Annotated in this window: 16 protein-coding genes and 2 pseudogenes; 10 read left to right on the forward strand and 8 right to left on the reverse strand. The window is 69.5% G+C overall.

Annotated elements, in window-relative coordinates:
• Positions 1 to 126: 126 nt before the first annotated feature.
• The 4 genes from FNV62_RS01305 (at position 127) to FNV62_RS01320 (ending at position 3,858) form a co-directional block, all read left to right on the forward strand.
• On the forward strand, positions 127 to 984 hold the full coding sequence (locus tag FNV62_RS01305) for an MBL fold metallo-hydrolase (protein WP_164657583.1): 858 nt from the start codon (positions 127 to 129) through the stop codon (positions 982 to 984).
• A 110-nt stretch (positions 985 to 1,094) separates the two neighbouring features.
• Positions 1,095 to 2,219 (forward strand): low temperature requirement protein A, encoded by a 1,125-nt coding sequence (locus FNV62_RS01310; protein WP_205523102.1) that lies wholly within the window; start codon positions 1,095 to 1,097, stop codon positions 2,217 to 2,219.
• 112 nt (positions 2,220 to 2,331) lie between these two features.
• Positions 2,332 to 2,544, forward strand: coding sequence for a hypothetical protein (locus FNV62_RS01315; RefSeq protein WP_060895359.1), 213 nt, complete (start codon positions 2,332 to 2,334; stop codon positions 2,542 to 2,544).
• 321 nt (positions 2,545 to 2,865) lie between these two features.
• Complete coding sequence (locus tag FNV62_RS01320; RefSeq protein ID WP_143599605.1) at positions 2,866 to 3,858, forward strand: hypothetical protein; 993 nt, start codon at positions 2,866 to 2,868, stop codon at positions 3,856 to 3,858.
• Between the two features lie 70 nt (positions 3,859 to 3,928).
• On the opposite strand, the gene FNV62_RS01325 is transcribed toward FNV62_RS01320, so the two are convergent.
• On the reverse strand, positions 3,929 to 4,750 hold the full coding sequence (locus tag FNV62_RS01325) for a GNAT family N-acetyltransferase (protein ID WP_164657584.1): 822 nt from the start codon (positions 4,748 to 4,750) through the stop codon (positions 3,929 to 3,931).
• Positions 4,751 to 4,959: 209 nt separating this feature from the next.
• Positions 4,960 to 5,697, reverse strand: coding sequence for an esterase/lipase family protein (locus FNV62_RS01330; protein WP_144314460.1), 738 nt, complete (start codon positions 5,695 to 5,697; stop codon positions 4,960 to 4,962).
• Between the two features lie 632 nt (positions 5,698 to 6,329).
• Between FNV62_RS01330 and FNV62_RS56885 the strand changes: the two genes are divergently transcribed.
• From FNV62_RS56885 to FNV62_RS01350, 6 genes and pseudogenes are all read left to right on the forward strand, one after another.
• Complete coding sequence (locus tag FNV62_RS56885) at positions 6,330 to 6,950, forward strand: PAS domain-containing protein (protein WP_263985145.1); 621 nt, start codon at positions 6,330 to 6,332, stop codon at positions 6,948 to 6,950.
• Positions 6,854 to 7,326: pseudogene (locus FNV62_RS56890) on the forward strand (PP2C family protein-serine/threonine phosphatase); the annotation flags it as partial. The gene FNV62_RS56885 and the pseudogene FNV62_RS56890, both read left to right, overlap by 97 nt.
• A gap of 81 nt (positions 7,327 to 7,407) precedes the next feature.
• A complete protein-coding gene (locus FNV62_RS56895) occupies positions 7,408 to 7,833 on the forward strand; it encodes an ATP-binding protein (protein WP_263986819.1) in 426 nt (141 codons plus the stop codon).
• Positions 7,834 to 8,619: 786 nt separating this feature from the next.
• The gene (locus FNV62_RS01340) at positions 8,620 to 9,012 is read left to right on the forward strand and encodes a hypothetical protein (protein WP_144314461.1); all 393 of its coding nucleotides are present in this window, start codon (positions 8,620 to 8,622) and stop codon (positions 9,010 to 9,012) included.
• A 120-nt stretch (positions 9,013 to 9,132) separates the two neighbouring features.
• Positions 9,133 to 10,353 (forward strand): sensor histidine kinase, encoded by a 1,221-nt coding sequence (locus tag FNV62_RS01345; RefSeq protein WP_144314462.1) that lies wholly within the window; start codon positions 9,133 to 9,135, stop codon positions 10,351 to 10,353.
• Positions 10,350 to 11,015, forward strand: coding sequence for a response regulator (locus FNV62_RS01350; protein WP_144314463.1), 666 nt, complete (start codon positions 10,350 to 10,352; stop codon positions 11,013 to 11,015). Before FNV62_RS01345 ends, FNV62_RS01350 begins: the two co-directional genes overlap by 4 nt.
• Positions 11,016 to 11,103: 88 nt before the next feature.
• Here FNV62_RS01350 and FNV62_RS01355 read toward each other — a convergent pair.
• The 6 genes and pseudogenes from FNV62_RS01355 to FNV62_RS01385 form a co-directional block, all read right to left on the reverse strand.
• Positions 11,104 to 11,322 (reverse strand): annotated as a pseudogene (locus tag FNV62_RS01355) (ricin-type beta-trefoil lectin domain protein); the annotation flags it as partial.
• Positions 11,323 to 11,361: 39 nt separating this feature from the next.
• Complete coding sequence (locus FNV62_RS01360; protein ID WP_143611892.1) at positions 11,362 to 12,534, reverse strand: site-2 protease family protein; 1,173 nt, start codon at positions 12,532 to 12,534, stop codon at positions 11,362 to 11,364.
• A 715-nt stretch (positions 12,535 to 13,249) separates the two neighbouring features.
• Positions 13,250 to 13,453 carry a cold-shock protein gene (locus FNV62_RS01370; protein WP_054229342.1) on the reverse strand — a complete coding sequence of 68 codons (204 nt, stop codon included), beginning with the start codon at positions 13,451 to 13,453 and terminating at the stop codon, positions 13,250 to 13,252.
• 336 nt (positions 13,454 to 13,789) lie between these two features.
• On the reverse strand, positions 13,790 to 14,014 hold the full coding sequence (locus FNV62_RS01375) for a hypothetical protein (protein WP_143611893.1): 225 nt from the start codon (positions 14,012 to 14,014) through the stop codon (positions 13,790 to 13,792).
• 49 nt (positions 14,015 to 14,063) lie between these two features.
• Entirely contained in the window at positions 14,064 to 14,234 is a 171-nt protein-coding gene (locus FNV62_RS01380) for a hypothetical protein (protein WP_164331470.1), read from the reverse strand.
• A gap of 287 nt (positions 14,235 to 14,521) precedes the next feature.
• On the reverse strand, positions 14,522 to 14,974 hold the full coding sequence (locus FNV62_RS01385; RefSeq protein WP_225900080.1) for a hypothetical protein: 453 nt from the start codon (positions 14,972 to 14,974) through the stop codon (positions 14,522 to 14,524).
• Between the last annotated feature and the right edge of the window lie 469 nt (positions 14,975 to 15,443).

Here is a 15,443-nt window from a genome sequence, read left to right on the forward strand (position 1 = left end):
GGGGTGGTATCAGCAACATGACTGCAACCGGCCGCGGCTCGCAGTGCAGTCAACATGCTGATACTCCGCTGCCGTCCCCCAGGGTGACCATGAGGTCCAGCTGAGTCAGCGATGCCGGAGAAGACGATGAGCCTTGACTTTGACGTGTTCGTGGTGGATCCCAAGCCGATCCCGAGTGCGGTGCCGGGATTCGAGGAGGTGGTGGGCCCGGCGACCTGGCCGCCGTCCACATCGACGCTGATCAGCGATGACGACGGTGCCGTGCTGGTCGACTGCCTCATCACCGTGCGAGAGGCCCGGGAGCTGGCGGCGTGGGTGAAGTCCCACGACTGCGAGCCCGAGTACGTGTACATCACCCATCCGCACGCCGACCACCTCCTCGGGCTGCCGGAGATCCTGGCGGCGTTCCCGCAGGCGAGGCCAGTGGCCCTGACCGAGTCCATCCCCGCGATGGAGGAGCAGATCTCAGCGGGGTACATGCAGATCTGGGGCGGGTTCTTTCCCGGCCAGTTGACGGGCGAGCCCGTCGCACCCAGGCCGCTGACCGGCCGTACGATCCCGATCGGAGGCTCCTCGGCCACGGTGATCCCGGTCGGGACCAGCGACACCGTGCATTCCAGCGTCGTCCATGTCCCGGAGCTCAGCCTGGTCGTCTCCGGTGACGTCGTCTACAACCGGACGCACATGTGGCTGATGGGATCGACACCGGACTCCCGGGCCGCCTGGGCGCGGGCGCTGGACGCCGTGGCGGCGCTGGAGGCCGACACCCTGATCGCCGGCCACCGCGACCCACGGGCCGCCGACGACGACGCCCGCCGCCAGATCGACGAAAGCCGCCGCTACCTGGCCGATTTCGAGAGGGCGCTGGAACGCAGCTCCACGCCGGGCGAGCTCATCGACCGCATGACGGCCGCCCATCCCGAGCTGGCGAACCCCTACACACTGTGGGTCGCGGCCCACGACCTGCTCGGCAGCGGAACCTGACACAGACAGCCAGGACGGATCGCCGAACGATGCCCGGGGAGATCAGAGAAGCGGTCGGCCTGGAACCGGCCGCGGAAGGCCGCGGCACGCGGGTGCTGAACCTACGCAGAATGACGGCCCGCCGGACCGACGAGGCGTACAGGTCCTCCACCCCGCTGGAGCTGTTCTTCGACCTCTGTTTCGTCGCCGCCGTCGCGCAGGCCGCCTCCCATCTGCATCACGACCTGAGCGGCGGGCACCTCGGCCATGCCGTGGGCAATTACCTCTGGGTGTTCTTCGCGATCTGGTGGGCCTGGGGGAACTTCACCTGGTTCGCCTCCGCGTACGACAACGACGACGACCCCTATCGCCTGCTGACCATGGTGCAGATCGCCGGGGCGCTGACCTTGGCCGCCGGCGTACCCCGGGCCTTCGAGTCCGGCGACTATCTCGTCATCACCCTCGGCTACGTGATCCTGCGGCTGGCCATGGTCATGCAGTGGCTGCGGGCGGCCAGGGCCGATCCGCAGCGGCGCACGACCACCCTGCGGTACGCCGTCGGCTACGCCCTGGTACAGGCCGGATGGGTCGCTCGCCTCGCCTGCGACCAGCCGACGTACCTCTATGTCGGGCTGGCGCTGGCCGTGGGCGAGTTGCTGATCCCGATCTGGGCCGAGCGGGCGCAGGTGACGACCTTTCACCCGGAGCACATCACCGAGCGGTTCGGGCTGTTCACCATGATCGTGCTCGGCGAGGCGGTGCTGGCGGCGACCATCGCCGTGCAGACCGCGGCAGACTCGCGCGCCGGCACCGACGTCGACCTGCTGGTCCTGGCCGGCAGCGGTCTGCTGCTCGTCTTCAGCCTGTGGTGGCTCTACTTCGACCGGACCACTCAGCGCATGCTGCGCTCCATGGCCACGACGATCATCTGGGGCTACGGCCACTACCTCGTCTTCACCTCGACCGCGGCGATCGGCGCCGGACTCGCCGTCGCCGTCGACGCCCTCATCGGCCGTGCGCACGTCACACACCTGCAGCAGGGCTTGGCTGTCGGCATACCCCTCGCCGCCTGGATCGCGACGGTCTGGTGGCTGCGCGTAGGCCCACCGCTGCGCGGTCCCGCCGTCGCGGCCTCGCCCGTGGCCGCGGTTCTGGTGCTGGCCGCGGCCTGGACCTCCGCGGCCGTGCCCCTGATGGCCGTGATCACCGCGGCGCTGGCGGCAGTGAAGACCTGGGCCGTGCGGCGGGCAGACTGATCACTCGACGCCGGGACGTACTTCGTTCTCGGACAGCGCGCGTCCGCGACGCTCCTGCCGGGACCACGTCGACCGGGATGCGGGTCTGCCCGCTGCGGGTGAGGCTGGTGTCATGTCCGAGCACTGCGTGATCGTCTGTCCGCCGTCTGCGGCCGGTGGCCGCCAGGTGCGTGTCGACGACCGGCTCATGGGCACCGCACACAGCCTTCACGACCTCACGGTGTTGCTACAGAACGCCGGCCTGACCGGCTGGGACGAGTTGGATGTCGTCGAGTCGGGATTGATCGAGTGGCATGAAGGCGGGCCGGAGGTGTGGGAGCCCTGAACGCACGTGCGACCCTCCGCTGACGCAAGGTCGCGCAGGGACCTGCCGCCCACGGGCGGACCATGGCTGCGCCGACACCCAGGCGGATGTGAGCATGCCCTCGTCGATCACGCTGGTCGGTGGCCTGAGCCACCCCCGGTTTCGTGGAGTCCCCGGACTGTCCCAAGTTGCGTGGAGCCGGGGGCAGCTGGGCAACTGCCTCAATAGGACGTGCCTGGCGGGAAGATGCGAGAGCGGCGCTTTCGGGGGACGGTGGAAGAGGGGCGCGGCCGTTCGCCGGCCAATTCTTGCCGAGCATCGCACTAGCCGTAAGGAAACGTGATGGCCATAGCCACAGACATGCTCGTTCCGGCCCTGCGTGAGGTCCGCGAGGCCCAGGCCGCGCTGGCTGACCGTTGCAAAGCGCACCTCATGGTCACTCCCGCCGGGGAGTACCGGGAGGTCCTGGAGCGCCGCGTCGGGGACTCCCGGGGCCATGTGTACCGCATCGACGAACGTCTGGGTACGTTGCAGCCCCGCGGGCTGATGCAGACCGTTATCGGGAATGCCTGGCACCTCACCGGGCAGGCCGTCCGGCTGCCCTTCGATGCGGCAATGGCCGTCCCGAACGCCGTGTCGCGGGGCCCGGGAAAGGCGACGGAGCACCAGCTATTGAAGAACGCCGAGGATGAGTACGCGGTCACCGCGTTCGCCGTGGCCATCTGCCGGGCCGCCGAGCGTATCGCCGAGGAGGCCGCGGACGCCGCCACCTCGGAGCTGCTGGGCTCCATCCGCCGTGACGACGAGGAGGCGCTGGAAGAACTCGGCAGCAGCCTCGAGCAGCGCGCCGAGGCGGCAGTGCTGGCCGCCGAGACCGCTGAGGGCCTGGGCACCGCCGGTGCCGCCCAGGCGGTCCGCGACTGGAGCAGCTGGCTTCGGGAGACGGCAGAACGCATGCCCGGCGTGGACCGGCTCCAAGGTGCGCCGGAGGGAGCCCTCATCACGGAGGACGAGCTGCCGATCGCCGACTACCGTCGGCTCAGCACCAGGATGATCCTCGGCCGGCTCCCGCACCTGTCCCAGACGGATCTGGCCACGGTCGGCGCCTATGAGCGTGCCCACGCCGGCAGATCCGCGGTCCTGAGCAGGGTCGCGGACCTGCTCGGGCCCGAGCCCTGGCTCGGTTACGACAGCATGAATGCGGGCGAGATCCGCAAGCGGCTCGGTGACGCCGAGGAGGGTCTCACCCGGCGGGTGCTGGAATACGAGCGTCGCCATCAGGCACGCTCCACCATCCTCGCCGCCGCCGAACGAGTCCACGCCGGACCGGCCTGACCGGGCGCGTGTTGGGCGGGGTTACCTGGCGCCACGTCCCTTTTGAGCACCGGGCGTCACGCCCCTGGGATCACGCGGCAGTCCGCGGGACCCGGGGGCGTCGGTGCTGGTAGGTCCACAGCTGGTCGACGAGGGTGAAGCCGAAGGACTCGAACAGCCGGTGGGCGGCCTGGCTGTCAGGGCAGGGCTGCGAGGCGTCATCGACGACCAGGGCGACTTCGGTGGCACCTTGGTCGGCCAGCAGGGCCAGGGCCTGACCGAGCAGCTTGCGGCCCAGGCCGCAGTGGCGGCGCGTGTGCTGGGTCTCGATCCAGTACACGGTCGCGGTGCGATCGGGTCCGACGCTGACCAGGGCTTCGGCGACCGGCTCTGCGGCCTCACGGATGATCAGTCGGTGGCCCGGGGGGAAGTCGCAGGGGAAGACATCGGCGACCAGCTTGGTCGGTGGGGGCTCTGCTGGTAGGGCGCAGTGGAGGTAGCAGCCCTGCCGACGGCCGGTGAAGCCGGTCTGCAGCAGGGCGTCGTGGGTGGCGCCGCGGCGGGTGCGGGGTAGGCCGCCCGGCCCCAGGGGACCTGGCGGAGCGCCGACGAATGCGTCGGTCTGCGGGCAGGGGGCAAGGTCGGCCAGGGCATGGCTGAGCAAGGCACGCAGGGCAGGGGGTTCCTCCTGGGCGTGTACCCAGCAGATGAGGCCGGTGTGCACATCGGTCCAGGACAGGTACGCGATGATGCCGCGAGGATTGTCCTCGGCATCGGCGAGAACGCTGATCCGCGGCCGGGTCGGTACTGCCCAGCCGGCCGGGGGGACAAGACCGCGCCGCGCCGCGGCCAGCTTCTCCGGGGTGCAGTGCGGCTGTCCCGGCAGCCGGTCGGCATCAATCAGCTCTCGCACCCCCGGTTCGTCCTCGGGGCGATACGGGCGTACCGTCGACCCGCTCTGGGGGCTGGGCGAAAAGGTCATATCGTCCGTCCGCATTCGTGCTGACGTTCTTACCGGCTATCTGCCAGCCTCCGCCGTTTCATCCCTGCTGTCACGGGGGCCGGTGGCAGTGCCGCGGGTGACCGGGCCGCCACTCTGCGGGGTGTTGCCGGGCAGGACGGTCATGCGCCGAAGGTGGCCTGCTGGATCGCGGTCAGCAGCGAGCGCACCTGCTCGACGACCGGCTGGTGGAGGGGCAGCGTCAGGTGGCCAACACCGGGCACGAGCACGTTGCGGGCCGCAAGGTCGGGATGGTCGATGCGTCCCCTGGCGGCCGGTATGACGGCCTCGTCCAGGTCGCTGTAGAAGGCCACGAAGCGCGTGCGGCATCCCGCGGCGGGCTCGGCGAGCTCGGTCAGCAGCTCGCTTCCCGGCCGTAGTTGGCGCAGTAGTGGATGGGCCGGGGCCAGCAGGGCCGTTGCGGTCCCGCCGTGCGGCGTCGCCAGCGTGATCACCAGCGGCACGTAGGCGTCCCCAGCGAGCCGCTGCACGTAGTAGCGGGCGATCAGCCCGCCCAGGCTGTACCCGATCACGACCACTGGCAGCCCCGAGCTTTGGGCAGACGCCAGTTCCACCTGCTCGCCCAGCGCACGGGCCGCGGTGCGGATGTCCGGGGTGAGTACGTTATAGCTGGCCAGGGCAAGAGAGCCCACGCCGCAGCCGCGCAGCTGGCGCTGCAGCGGCGAGACGATCGATTCCCGGTCGGCCAGCCCGTGCACCAACATCACCGGAATCCCCGAACCGGTCGGCGGCTGTTCATCCCGGCCCGTCGACCGCCAGGGCATGGAACGACTGAACTGGCCGGTCAGCTGCCCGACGCTCTCCGCGGCCATGTCGAGCGGGAGCCGGACCAAGCGCATGGCAGCCCTGCCTGCCTCGACACCGACGCCGCGCACTGGTGGCAGCCCCGGCACCGACAGGTGCGGCCCGAAAGGAATGCCCGTAGCCGTTCACCTCCCTGCATAGGCCCCCGCTTGTCCCAGCACTATGGAGCCTGTTGGGGAAACGTTGCGCGTGTCGACCGGATTCCCCACCACCGCAGCGTTTCCTGCGGTGGTGGGGACGACCGGAACGGCGGTCGCTGCCCGGACCGGGTGCCCCGCCGGCAACCCGCCGACCAGGACTCAGTCCATACGGCGCTCGTCGACGGGCAGCCAACCGCCCTGCCAACGGTCGCCTCCTTTTGATCGCTACCTCTTGTTAAGCAAATTTCGTTTCTGGAGGGTGGGGAAAAATGGAATACGTAGGACCAGATTACTGGCTTGAGAACTCAACAGCGTGCCCGGGCGCCAGTTGAGATGCCGTCTGGATGAGATGCCGTCTGGATTGGAGCACTCCTCGCCCACCGGAGGCGACGGGGTGTGGTCGCCAACGACGCCCAGGTGCCCCATGACCCTTTTCTGGCCTGGCCGCATTGGTTGTCGGACTTACGGAGGCGAACTTCGTCTCGTCGCCCTCACGCGGGAGAAGGAGCAGACGCGGGAAGAGAACGATGCGTATCTATGGCACCCCCCTGTATGGCACTCCCCAGGGGGCGGAGGTGGCTGCCGCGGCTGTTGACGCGCAGGTCGTCGTCACCGCGTGGAGCCGTGGTGCCCGGCTGCTTCTGGGATACGCACCGGGGGAGGTCGTAGGGCGCCCGGCGTCGAAACTTCTGGCCGTTGGTCTTCCGGATTCGGCTCGTCGGAGTCTCGCGCGGCGCGAGGCGTGTCTTGGACGGGTTGCACTGCGCAACCAGGCGGGTCGTCCGCTGGAAGCCGATGTGCGTGCCTGCCCCCTGACAGACGCCGAAAAGCAGTCCAGTGGTTCCTTGAGGCCACCATTCCGCAGGAGGGCGGCGAGGGTGTCGATCTGGTGCTGCAACGCAGTTTGCTCCCGCATCACCGGCCCGCCCAGCTGGCGGTGGAGACGGCGACGCGTTATCTTCCGGCGGATCCCAAGGCCGGTGTCGGCGGTGACTGGTTCGATGTCATCCCTCTCTCAGGCGCCCGCGTGGCTCTGGTCGTCGGCGACGTCGTGGGGCACGGCATACACGCCTCCGCCGCCATGGGACGTCTGCGCACCGCGGTACGCACCCTCGCTGATGTCGACATTCCCCCGGACGAGCTGCTGACCCAGCTTGACGATCTCACCCTGGAAGAGATCGAAGAGGGAATCGAATCGGTCTCGGAGGTCGGCGAGACGTGCCTGTACGTGGTCTACGACCCGGTCTCGCGCTGTTGCACGCTCGCCAGCGCCGGCCATCTGCCCCCGGCAGCCGTCACTCCGGACGGCTCCATTGACTTCCTCCGCGTGGCACCCGGTCCCCCACTGGGCGTTGGCGGCCTGCCGTTCGAAGCCACCGAGTCCCAACTCCCCGAAGCAGCCTGCTCGTTCTGTACACCGACGGACTGGTCGAAGCCCGCGACCACGACATCGACTCCGGACTGCGGACGCTTCTGCGCGTCCTGGCCGAGCCCGCTCCTTCGCTCGAGACAACCTGCGACAGCATCCTCAAGGAGCTCCTGCCCACGCGGCCGGACGACGTCGCCCTCCTCGTCGCCCGCACTCACGCGCTGGGCCCCTCCCATGTGGCCTCCTGGGACCTGCCCGCCGACCCGGTCGTAGTCGTAGACGCGCGCCGACGTGCCACCGACCAGCTCATGACCTGGGGCCTGCAGGAGGCAGCTGCCACCACCGAGCTGATCGTCAGCGAACTCGTCACCAACGCCATCCGCCACGCCAGCGCCCCAATCCAACTGCGGCTCATCCGCAACACCGCCCTGATCTGCGAAGTCTCCGACGCCATCAGCACCTCACCGCACCCGCGCCGAGCCCGTGACCTCGACGAGGGCGGCCGCGGTCTGTTTCTCGTCGGCCAGCTCACCGAACGCTGGGGCACCCGCCACACACTCACCGGAAAAACCATCTGGGCAGAACAGTCCCGGCCCCTCCACACCCGTGTCCCGCCCTGGCACCTACCCACCGCAAGAACCCCACTTACGACGCCCGCGTGAGCAACCGGGCATGACCAGCGCTCCCGCCGTGCGGGGGCCGCCACCCTGTTCCTGAGCGAAACCGCGGCGACGAACCGGCCGCAGCAGCGCCTGCGGCAGCAAGGCGCGTCGAGCACCGCGGCCAAGTGGAGCAGAGTACCGCTCGTGGATCCACGAAGATCACTGGAGAGCGGTGCCACGGGCGGTGGCCGGGCATCCACGCGGCGCGTGCCTCCGCCACGCACACAGGGCCTTTGGCCAACGTTCCTGGACGGTAGCGAGGAGCCGCGCGAGACCTGCCGTCGCACGTCCACCGGGACCCGACCGGCATACATCAATCAATCAACTGCCGCGGCTTCGGGCGGGCCGCCGCTTGGGCGTCGTATCGCACAGCTCACGCGGGAGTCCTCCGCCGGCCACCGCCCCACGGCCGCCGGGACACGAACACCGGGGTGAACAGGGCGGACAGGACGGACAGCAGCAGTACTCCCAGGGCGCTTTGAGCGGCAAGCGGTTCCCCGCCGGTGCGTTCGGACTGGAGGCCGGGGGCGCCGGAGCGACCATGCTCCCGACCGTTGGCTCGGCGGGCCCAGCGATCAGTGACGGTCAGTGGACGGTGACGGCGTCCTTCGCAGCGGAACGATGTCGGGGCTTGCCGACGGTTTCTTCCGTACCGAGGACGTGGGGGGATACGAAAGTCGGGGGTCGGGTTCCTCGTCCAGGGCGACGATCAGCGCGGAGTGCCGCAACAGACTGCTTGGACGACGTCAAAGGACGTCGGTACCCCCATAACCAAGGAGTTCTGCGATGCGCGCTGCCGGAAAGATCCTGCTCGGGATCCTGGGACTCGCCGTGCTCGCCGGAGTCGGTCTCTGGTTCAGCATCAGGCACGTCGAGAGCGACATCACCTCGCACACGATCACCACGGCTCAGTTCAGGGGCGTTCACGTCGGCGAGAACCGGGACGCCGTGCGCGACCGCATCGGGGAGCCCGGCGGTCTCCAGCCGCAGGACAAGCCAAAGCCGCCGGCCGGCACCACCTGTGACTACTACCTGCAGAAGCACGTGTCCCTGGAGGAGAAGCAGACTTTTCAGATCTGCTACCGGGACGGGAAGGTCACCGCCACCCAGGCCCTGCCGTCTGCCAAGGACGAGGCCGCCCAGGACAACGACAAGAGCAGCGAGAACGCCAAGCCCTGAGCCTCTCGGTCTCACGCCGGCCCACCGGGGCACGCTCCGTCCCGGCTAGGCGCGGCCGCTCTCCGCCGGTCGGCGGCGGTTCCCGGAACGATCACCGAAGGGTCCTTTACCGTGGCACGCGTGTCCGTCTCCTCTGCGCCGATCTCCGTTGCGGCTCGCCCTGCCCGGGTCAAGTGGCCGTCCGAGCCGATGGCTTGGGTGCTGGCGGCGCTGATCGCCAGTGGCGGACTCCTGCCGACCGCCGCACCGCGCTCCCTGCTGCCCCTGCCGTTCGCTGTCTCCGCCATCCTGGCGTGCGCCACCGGACTCCTGCTGGCCTGGCGGCGCGGCCGGCCCACGCTGGTGGCGGCCGTGGTCGCCGGCGTGAGCCTGCTGACCGCTCAGCCGGCCCTGCCGTTCGCGATGTACTCGCTGGCCAGACGGCGGGCGACGAGCCCCCTGCGGTACGGCGTCTACGCCACCGCGGTGCTCGGTCAGTTCACCACGGGAGCCCCGGCGACGGGCGTCATCGCGGCGGCCCTGCTGGTGGGCGCGCCCGCCTGGCGCGGCACGGTGATCCGGTACCGGCACACCAGGCTGGAGGAGCTGGCCGAGCGCGCCGAGCAGGCCGAGCGGGAGGCGCTGCTGATCGCGCGCCGGGTCCGTGCGGAGGAGAGGGCCGCGCTGGCGCGTGAGATGCACGACGTGGTGGCTCACGAGGTAAGCCTGATCACGCTGCACGCGGGCGCGCTGAGTGTGGACCCGCAGGAGTCGGAGCGAGCCCGCGAGACCGGTGAGTTGGTCAGAGTCACCGGCAGGCGCGCGCTGGCTCAGCTGCGCCAGATCCTCGATGTGCTGCGTGACCCGGAGACCGTCGAGAGTTCCTTCCAGCCAGGCCCGGCACTGCAGGATCTCCCCCAGTTGCTGGCCGATTCGGCGGTGGCGGGCGTCCCCGTGGACTGGGCGCCGTGGTCCGCGACGGTGACGGAAGTCCGGGCTGGCGCAAAGCCGTTGCCGCCGGCGGTGGAGCACACGGTCTACCGAATCGTCCAGGAGGCGCTGACCAACATCCGCAAGCACGCCCACGGCGCCCGCGCCACACTGGGGCTGCGGGTGGACAGGGAGAACCTGGAGTGCGAGGTGACCAACCCGGTGACCGGCCTGCCCGGTGAGGCGGCCGGCGAGGGCGCGGGCCTGGGCCTGCGCGGTCTGCGGGAGCGGGCCGCGCTACTCGGCGGCACCCTGGACACCGAGAACCGGGACGGCGTGTTCCGGGTCCAGCTCCGGCTGCCCGTCGCGTCGCCCGCACCGAACCGGGAGCAGGGGACGATGAGGGCAGAACCCGTCGGGGAGGCTCAGTGATCCGGGTCCTGCTCGCCGACGACGAGGCCCTGGTCCGCACCGGGTTGCGCCTGCTGCTGCAGACCGCTCCCGACATCACGGTGGTCGCCGAGGCCGACGACGGGCGGGCCGCGGTCGAGGCCTGTGCCCGGCTGACCCCTGACGTGGTGCTGCTGGACGTGCAGATGCCCGGCCTGGACGGAGTAGGCGCCGCCGGGGAACTGTCCGCGTTGCCCGCACCGCCGCGGATCCTGATGCTGACCACGTTCGACGCCGAAACCTATCTGCTGCCAGCGCTTCGGGCCGGCGCCCATGGCTTCCTGCTCAAGGACGCCCAGCCGGGCCAGGTCCTCGACGCGGTACGGAACACCGCGGCCGGCCTCCATGCCCTCGCCCCCGAGGCGGTGAACCACCTGGTGGCCCGGGCGGCCGCCGAGCCACCGCCGGCCGTGCCGCCCCGGCTGCCCTCGCTCACACCACGCGAGCGGGAGGTGCTGGTGGCGATAGCGGACGGGCTGAGCAACGCCCAGATCGGCCGGCGGCTGGGCCTGCGCGTGCCGACCGTGAAGGCCCATGTCTCGCGGATCATGGAGAAACTGCACTGCGAGAGCCGGGTACAGGCCGGGCTGCTCGCCATGCGCGCAGGGCTGAGCGGAGAGGCGAGTCCCACGGACGAGGTGTGACCTCGCGGCCGGGGCCCGTTGTGGCTCTGTCCGGGGTGCGCGTGGGCGCCGCCGGACGGTATCCGCCCGCGCCCACAGGACTGCCAGATCAACTCTGACTCCACTGCTGGTTGGTCCCGCCGTTGCAGGTCCACAGCACCAGCGACGTCCCGTTGATCGTCGCCGCGTTGCACGCGTCCAGGCACAACCCGGCGTTGACGTTCGTGATGGTCCCGTCCGAGTTGATGTTCCACTTCTGGTTGTTCTGCCCGTTGCAGTCCCAGATCAAGACCTTGGTGCCGTCGGTGGTGTCCAGGTTGTACGCGTCATGCTCGTCCTTCGCGGACCTCAGATCGATGAGAAGCGGCTACGCATCGATGCCAGGGCGGCCGACACCACCAGCAGGAGGTGCAGCACCGCGATCTGGGCTCAACGTGTCCCGCCGGGCGAGCCGGTCGATGTCGTGCGCGGTGACGATCCCGCCGAGACGGCCGCCGTCCATGACCAGGATGGGCAGCCCGCCGCCGGAGCCCAGGCGCTCGAGGACGGAGATCAGCAGCTCGTCCGGTGCGGCGAGCGTGCACTGCGACAGTGGATTCGCCATGTCGCGTGCCCTCAGCGACTCGCGCTGCCCGGACGGCACGGCGGCCAGTCGGCGCAGCCGTACGACACCGCCGGCATGGCCCTCGAAGTCCAGCAGCGGCAGCACCGAGTGCCCGGCTTGAGCGGCCACCTCGGACAGGAAGCGGTCCACGGTCAGCCAGTCGGGACCGGTAACCACCGGACTGGTCATCGCCTCCGCCACCCGTACGCCGCGCAGGGCCGTGAACAGTTCCGCCCACCGTCGTTCGGCCGCCGCGGTGACCGCCACGAACACACCGATGACCACCAGCCACAATCCGCCCGACACCCCCCTCACGAACGCCAGCCACCCCACAACGGCCAGCGCCATACCGACGAGCTGTCCGCTGCGCCCGGCCGCCCGCTGGGCCCGTTCGCGGTCCCTCGTACGCCACCACAGCAGGGCCTGGAGCACCCGGCCCCCGTCCAGTGGCGCGGCCGGCAGCAGGTTGAAGACGCCCAGCAGAAGATTCGTGCCACCCAGCCAGCCCAGCACGGCCACCGGTATCCGCCAGCCCAGCGCCGCGTCCAACCCCGCCGCACCTCCTATGGCGGCCCCGCCGAGCACCAGGCTGGCAAGCGGCCCGCTGACGGCGACCGTGAACGCCGCCCGCGCCGTCGTCGGCCGGTCCATCCGGGTCATTCCGCCGAGCGCCCACAGCGTCACGTCCCGCACAGGTATCCCGGCCCTGCGGGCCGTCAGCGCATGCGCCGCCTCATGCACCACCAGGCTCACCAGCAACAACAGGGCACCGACGACTCCTGCGACCGCGTACACCACCGGCGCCAGGCCCGGCGCGTACCCGGGCAGCGTCCGGCTGGCCAGACCGTACGCAAGAAGGAACATGATCAACGGCACACTCCAGTGCGCACGCAGCGCCACTCCCCGGAGACTCCCGATCCGGATCGAATCCTTCATCGCCATCACCCACCGATGGGAAACGACGCGCGGACGCCGAACCGGCGAACCGCCACGGTCGCCCCTTCACATCATCCGCCACCGGACCCCACAACCGGAAACGTCCGATGACACCAGGCCAACGCGGCCGGGAACCGCGCCAGGGATCCTCGGCAGCACCTCGATCGCCACGCAGGCAGGAACGGTGCTTGGGACCTACGGCGGTCCGAGAGGGGGCCGGCAAGCCCAGGAACGCCATGGAGGAACACTTCACCTGGGTAACGACGCGCCGCCTACAGCCGGGCACCTTGGAGGAGTTCGAGAGGGCATGACGCCCGGCCCCTCCCACCCGGAGGGCATGCGCCGCGCCTACGCGCACTGCTCCGAGGACGGACAGGAGATCACCGGGGTGTCGTTCTGAGACTCCAAGAGGCATGCGACTTCTGGCGGACCTCGGAGCGGGAGGCGCAGCGGCGAGCGGCCATGGCCCCGTACGTCGTCGAGGAGCGGGAAGGCTTCTGCCGCGGCCGTGAACTCACCATCCCGCAGCGGTAACCGGAGGCGCGCGTGGGCTGGCCCGAGCCGTCGCGATCCTGGTGCCCGTCTACTCAGACGGCAGCCCCACAGTGGTCTGTGTAATCCGCTGCCCCAGGGGCACCGGTACTACCAGCCGGCGTGATCGGTTCGGTGCCCTGTCCCAGCGGCCACTGGCTGGGAGAGCGCGACGAGGAGGGCTCTACCTGCGGTGGACCTGCTCCGCCTGCGGTCCTTTGGGCCCCTGAGTGACCTGGGATTCGACCTTGTCACCCTCCTGTAGCTCCTTGAAGCCCTCCACCTCGATGGCGGAGAAGTGGACGAACACGTCCGGCCTGCCACCATCCGGCTGGATGAAGTAGAACCCCTTGTCGGCGTTGAACCACTTGACCGTGCCTGTTGCGATCAGTCCGATCCCTTGTTCCGCGCCACGACATCGCCGCGCCCCGCAGCCCGTCACGGCCGGCGCCTGAGCCTGCCATTCCGACTCGCCTCCCGCTGGCGGACAAACAGCCCAAGTCGCCCGGACAGGCTGTCCACCTGCAGCTCCTTGGTCCGAGATCAAGGGGAAGCTTCAGTCAGCCGCGAGCCCGTCGACCGGTTCCGGTTCACCGCGCTGCCCGCCCTGATACCCCCTCACCTGGCGCCAAGCGCAGCCGGACATCCCCGAGATGGGAGGGGATGACGTCAAGTCACACCGCCGTATCCCGTTGGGACGAAGAAGGCCAGTCTCGAATCAACGTCACGGCGGGTCCTCGGCCAGGGCCAGGAGGTCACCCCCGTCGGATCTTCCCGCTGCCCGAACGGTGACCGGAAGGTCGCCCGCGCCTTCAAGAGCCAGACCGTGCATCATCGCTGCTTGCGAGCGAATGGAAGAGATCATCTCCACCAGTTGTTCACGCAGCAACTGACTGACGTCAGGGGCGCCTGCCGCCGCAGCCCGGCCCAGCCATCTCGCACCGCTCATGCTCACCTCCACCAGTTCCCGAACCGGCCAAATTCAACGTCTCCACCTCTCAGGTGAGCCGGCCCGCAACGGCCGGCACCGCGCTGGCGACAACCGTCACCGCCGACCAGATGACCATCGTGGTCCGGTCCCACCCGCCTGCGCGATGGATGACGACGTCCTGGTCATCCCGCTCGGACGACGCGAGCCAGTAGGCCCCGAGCAGGACCGCATCCGGCACGGCATCGTCATCGTGAGGTTCCGCACTCCGCCCAACGCGCGATCAAGGCACACGACAACAGGACCATCGCGGTCGTCACACCCCTGGCGTACGCACGTCAGCCACTCGCGGACCACAAGGCCATGGGGCTGGAAGCCGGTTCTTAGTGGTCGAGTTTGGAAGTCCTTCGGGGGTTGACGCTGAGGAAGCTCCCGTGCTTGGTGGTGGCGTGGAACGCGGCCGAAGTGCGAGTTGACCTTCAAGTTGGATGAAGGTCAACCATCGGGTCCATGGACGGCACCACAGAACTACTGAGCATCAGCGCCTTCGCGCGGCGAGTGGGTCTCGCTACGAGCGCCCTGCGTTTCTACGACGGATGCCGTGTCCTTCCGGGCCGGCTGGGCGTTGAAAGTACGACACGTGCAGCACTTGAACTCGCGTCGGGCCAACCGGAGGTAGGCGGTTCCGACGATGGCGAGCCGCATGCCGACAGAGCGGGTGATCACCCTGGTCGGCATGGCGGCGGCTTGCTGGTTCCAGGTCAGGGCCATCTTGGGATTCTTCAGGTCGCGGAAGATCTCGGCGGCGTCCGCGGAGAGGCGGGCGTGGTGATAGAAGTCGATCCACGCGGGCTCGTCGCCGCTGTTGTCCTTCGCCTGCCCCAGCAGGTCCTCGGAGGCTTTCAGTGCCTTCGAGGCGGCCTTGGCGTCGTTCTTCCGGGCATGGGCTCGGGCCTCGATGAGCTTGGTGAACGCCAGCACCCGGGGGACGGCCTGGCCCCTTGGTGACGGTGGTCGTCCGCCAGGCTGCGGAAAGCCGGCTTAAGAGGCTCTGCGCCTCGTCGACCGTGAACCACTGTGGCGGCTTGACGGCGATCTCCGGCAGGTCGGCCCGGCCGCACGGGCTGACCGCCAGGATGTCGTCGTCGAAGGCGGCCCGCATCGGCTAAGCCATCCAGTTGTACGAGCACGGACCCAGCCCTGCACGTCCATGCGATTCACGTCCCGCTTCTCCCACTCACTCCAATACGGGAGGACGTGGTTCAGCGGGCACTCCACCAGCGGTCATGCCACTCGCCGAACCGACAGCTCCAGCCCACGGGTTCTGATTCCCTCGCTGGGCGAACTGGCTCTCAGCTCGGCGCCCCACTCACGCGCCTGCGCCTTCAAGGCGAATGACTCGCTGAAGCGTTCGCCGACCCGGTTGCGGACAGTGACCTGCGAGTTGCCG

The sequence above is a fragment of the Streptomyces sp. RLB3-17 genome (genome assembly GCF_007113425.2).
In the GTDB taxonomy this organism is placed as follows: domain Bacteria; phylum Actinomycetota; class Actinomycetes; order Streptomycetales; family Streptomycetaceae; genus Streptomyces; species Streptomyces mirabilis_D.

Coding starts and splice junctions, on each gene's coding strand:
- FNV62_RS01315 (WP_060895359.1), top strand. CDS start 2,332: ATGTCCGAGCACTGCGTGATCGTCTGTCCGCCGTCTGCGGCCGGTGGC.
- FNV62_RS01305 (WP_164657583.1), top strand. CDS start 127: ATGAGCCTTGACTTTGACGTGTTCGTGGTGGATCCCAAGCCGATCCCG.
- FNV62_RS01330 (WP_144314460.1), bottom strand. CDS start 5,697: ATGCGCTTGGTCCGGCTCCCGCTCGACATGGCCGCGGAGAGCGTCGGG.
- FNV62_RS56885 (WP_263985145.1), top strand. CDS start 6,330: ATGCGTATCTATGGCACCCCCCTGTATGGCACTCCCCAGGGGGCGGAG.
- FNV62_RS01375 (WP_143611893.1), bottom strand. CDS start 14,014: ATGAGCGGTGCGAGATGGCTGGGCCGGGCTGCGGCGGCAGGCGCCCCT.
- FNV62_RS01310 (WP_205523102.1), top strand. CDS start 1,095: ATGACGGCCCGCCGGACCGACGAGGCGTACAGGTCCTCCACCCCGCTG.
- FNV62_RS01320 (WP_143599605.1), top strand. CDS start 2,866: ATGGCCATAGCCACAGACATGCTCGTTCCGGCCCTGCGTGAGGTCCGC.
- FNV62_RS01360 (WP_143611892.1), bottom strand. CDS start 12,534: ATGAAGGATTCGATCCGGATCGGGAGTCTCCGGGGAGTGGCGCTGCGT.
- FNV62_RS01340 (WP_144314461.1), top strand. CDS start 8,620: ATGCGCGCTGCCGGAAAGATCCTGCTCGGGATCCTGGGACTCGCCGTG.